Annotated in this window: 4 protein-coding genes; 1 reads left to right on the top strand and 3 read right to left on the bottom strand. The window is 30.7% G+C overall.

All coding sequences use genetic code 11. From position 1 onward, the window contains the following. Positions 1–501: Lrp/AsnC family transcriptional regulator (locus AOG54_RS01510; protein ID WP_156324159.1), on the top strand; the 501-nt coding region annotated here is incomplete at its 5' end. Positions 502–812: 311 nt separating this feature from the next. Here AOG54_RS01510 and AOG54_RS01505 read toward each other — a convergent pair. Genes AOG54_RS01505 through AOG54_RS01495 form a run of 3 tightly spaced genes read right to left on the bottom strand, consistent with a single transcriptional unit; the run spans position 813 to position 3,830 of the window. Then, complete coding sequence (locus AOG54_RS01505) at positions 813–1,010, bottom strand: hypothetical protein (protein ID WP_054964264.1); 198 nt, start codon at positions 1,008–1,010, stop codon at positions 813–815. Positions 1,011–1,053: 43 nt separating this feature from the next. Then, positions 1,054–1,506 carry a hypothetical protein gene (locus AOG54_RS01500; protein WP_055032316.1) on the bottom strand — a complete coding sequence of 151 codons (453 nt, stop codon included), beginning with the start codon at positions 1,504–1,506 and terminating at the stop codon, positions 1,054–1,056. A gap of 41 nt (positions 1,507–1,547) precedes the next feature. Continuing rightward, positions 1,548–3,830 (bottom strand): thermopsin family protease, encoded by a 2,283-nt coding sequence (locus AOG54_RS01495; protein ID WP_055032317.1) that lies wholly within the window; start codon positions 3,828–3,830, stop codon positions 1,548–1,550. Between the last annotated feature and the right edge of the window lie 42 nt (positions 3,831–3,872).

The raw sequence follows: 3,872 nt of genomic DNA, 5'->3' as shown, positions 1-3,872 counted from the left end.
TCTTTAATAAATAATGATATGAATATGTGGGAAGATATATTAAGTGGGGTTCTAGATGAAACTGACATTAAAATTCTCAATTTGTTGCTTGAAAATGGCAGGATGTCTGATAAATCTATAGGGGACCTATTAAAAATGTCTAAATCAGCCATAAGAGCAAGAAGATTGAGACTTCAGGAAAATGGGTATATAAAATTTATTGGATTACTTGTTTTACAAAATTTAAATTTAACATACATAGACCTATTAATAAAAATAAAAGGTTCTGTTAATCATAATTACATAGATGAACTATTTGACTTCATAGAAAATAATGATCATATATATGAAATAACAGAATATGTGGGTGATTATGATTTTTTAATACGAATTTTTGATAAAAACTTATTAAAGGTTAAAAGAGATGTATATAATGTAATACATAAATTCGATATTATAGAAAAATATAAAATCATGATAGCGGCAAAATCACATAAAGCATGGGGAATAAAACTATCCTAAAAATATTATTAAGCATCATGAATAAGATTATACTTACATATGATAAAAATTAAACTTTTTTAGTTTTATTTCATTATAAGTAGATTGCATAATTAATATCCCTCCTTTAATTAATTAAATTCATCGTAAAAATAAACCTTTAACTATACATTTCCTGTAAAATATTCTCAGGCTTAACAGCCCTTATTATCTCACCGAATAATCTCTTTATTCCAGAGAAATATATTTCTACATTTTATCTTAAATTATAATCATTATTAATCTTCCATAATGATTCACCAAATCTTTTAATAAATCTTCTTATTTTAGATTTATAAATAGAACTCATTTGATAATGTAATTGCATTCCTCCGTACAAATATCATAGCCTTTTTTAATTTATTGCAAATTAATTTAGAATAATAGCCCTTATAACCGTGTAATCTACTTATTTTATTCTTAATCTCCCTTATAATTTTTATGCCTTCTTTTGCATCATTATAATATTCATTGGTAATGGAATAATCCATAATTTGAAAAATTATTAATGTGGATAATTACGTGCAATTTAACCTATTCTTTTCTATGCCGTTTATTGTTCAAATGACCTCTCGTCAAAGTTATTTGAAATCCTGAAGAATCTATTGCAGATAATATATTATTATCATTATCTATTTCAGGAATTATTTTTCTGATTCTTCTGTATATTGATGTAAATGATATTTCAGGGAATTTAAATATTTTAGATAAATTATGCAATTCTGTTTCTAATAATCTGAATGGTAGGTTATATAATTCCCGTAATTTTGCTAGGTACATTATCACTATTCCCGGTACCTTAAATGGCCTTTCCATTTTATTATAATTGTTTTCCTCTAAGAGTTCCCTCCATCTGTTAAATACACTGAAATTAAGGAAATCATTCATTGCATTAATATATTTTTTAGAATAATTTTTTCTATAATTAAAATACCGATACCTTCTTATATCCCTATTTGATTTAAAATTGATTGGTTTTGGTGTCATAAAAAACTAATCAATTCCCTGTATTTAACTATACAGGGAATTTATATTGAATTGTAAATTTTAATGAAATGAATTATGCAACTAACTATAAAAAATGGAAAAATAAAATAGTATAAGGGTACATAATCGCCGCCAATTGCAATAAGGCCATCGTTATTATATGGTATTGTTCCGTTAAAGTTATACCAGAAATTACCTCCCTGGTATCTTGTATATATAATGCTTCCATATAATGCAAAACCGTTGAAATAATGTACAATGTATGCCGGCTGTTTTGTTATGTTCCAGTGGTCAACATACATTGCAAAGCCTCCGGTATATATTGAGACCTCTGGACTGTAGGCTGTGATCTCCACATCAAAGAAGTTATTATATATTGTATCATTTGATGAGTATTCTGCAAGCCCAAGTGGTGCACCCCATATATTTGTTATATCTTCGAAGGTATTATTGTATATTAATGGTGAGTTAAATAAATAATTGCCCCATATTGTCACATTATTACTGTTGAATACAAGCATTCCGCTGTCCATAACGTTAAATGTATTCGATCCAATAAGTATCCTTGTCGAGTTCCATATTACAAGGTTTGCCGCTGGGAAACCTTCAAGGCTTGAGGAGAAGTATCCTGAAATATCGTTAGATTTCCATACTGTTATATTTGATGCATTGTAAAATTCATAGTTAAGGAAGTTATATGATGGGAATTTATAGAAGTTAACATATCCTGAATATTCTGGATTATTATATTTAATGAAAAGTGATGGCATATGATATAAAACCGCACTGGCATTTGTGTTCATAATTAAAACTCCTGAAAACACTGGAAATGCATAGTCATTGAACTCCTCAAATAGTGAATTTACAGGCATTGTCTGAACATTGTAAACCACATACGGATTATTCAGTGTACCATTGCCATACAATGATATGTTTTTTAGCTGTGAGTTATCAAATGCGTATAACGGTGTGTATATGCCCATAAAATTATTAAAGGGCAGTGATGCATCGTTGCCAATGGTAAACATTACAGGATTATGATAGCTCATTAGAGCTTCTGCAGTATAGTATCCACTGGGCAATGTAAAGCTATATGTGCCATTTAATGATAATGGTGACCATGCAGCCATGCTCTCATTGAATGCACCCGGAGATACAAACATAAAAGCATTTGATGGACTCACCCTTCCAGAATAGTGAACCATTTTATTATTATTTGAAATGCCCCACATTCCGTACACAAATGATGGGCCAGGTGTAAGATGTGCGGTATAATTATTCCATGACACAGATACTCCCTCTGATGTTTCACCTGTTTCAGATCCAGTATCATATGCAGATGGTACATTGTAATATTTACCGGATTTTTCGTATTTTAAATTCATCGTGGCATTTATATTGTATATAGATGTTGTGCTTCCACCTCCGGGTCCGCCAACCATTATCTCAAAATCATATGGTATAAATCCTGTTGGTGTTACATGTGTTCCACTTGCAAGATATTCTGGTTTTACTGCGGTGAAGCTAGCAGGCTGGTTATATGTTGAATTAAATAAAACCCTGTCATAAGAACCTGATACAGTTTTATTACTGTATGTGAGCGAATAATTGAAATACACTGCACTGTCCCTGTCTATTACGGTTGAATTCAGATATAAATTAAGTGTGAATGGATATGTTACCGTTATTGTTGGTCCGATATCGTAATAAAAAACGGGTGCATCAAGATTTCCGTCATATGAATACAATGAATTATTGCTCATATAAATTGCTGGTGATGAGAAATTCCATATGTTGTCCAAAAAGGTTATCTGATGTGTTCTGGCTGAGTAAAATACAACATTTTGGGTCCAGAAATTATAGCTTGAATTGCCAAATAGTGTGACATTGGAAAGCACCGAATTCAATTGAAACGTTTCGCTGTAGGGCCCATCATTAAGAAGATAAAAATCATTCATGTTATTGATATGTATTGATGCCATAACACTGCTTGTCGTTAGATTATATCCCACAAGGTGCCCTGAAACATTTTTTGTCCCATAAAATCCAATTCCCATCGGTGCCGGTGCAGATGTATATGACGGCGTTATGACACCATTTTGTTTATTTATATGACTTGTGAATGCTGGCAGGCTTGCATATTTTAATGGTATGCCTTTTTCCTGAAGCTCCTTTTCAACCTGTAGCAATTTTGATGCGTTGTCTATTGTATTATTAACTGATGTTGATTTCTCTGGTATGTTCTTTTCTTGTGGCCCTGCAATAATTGAAAATGCTATAAGCACAAACATAAGGGCTATAACTATAGCAAGTATTTTCTTCATAAAATAATAATAATTATATATATTTATTATTTTTGTCAAGAT

The sequence above is a fragment of the Acidiplasma aeolicum genome (assembly GCF_001402945.1).
Taxonomy (GTDB): Archaea; Thermoplasmatota; Thermoplasmata; order Thermoplasmatales; family Thermoplasmataceae; genus Acidiplasma; species Acidiplasma aeolicum.
This window is presented reverse-complemented; position numbering and strand designations above follow the sequence as displayed.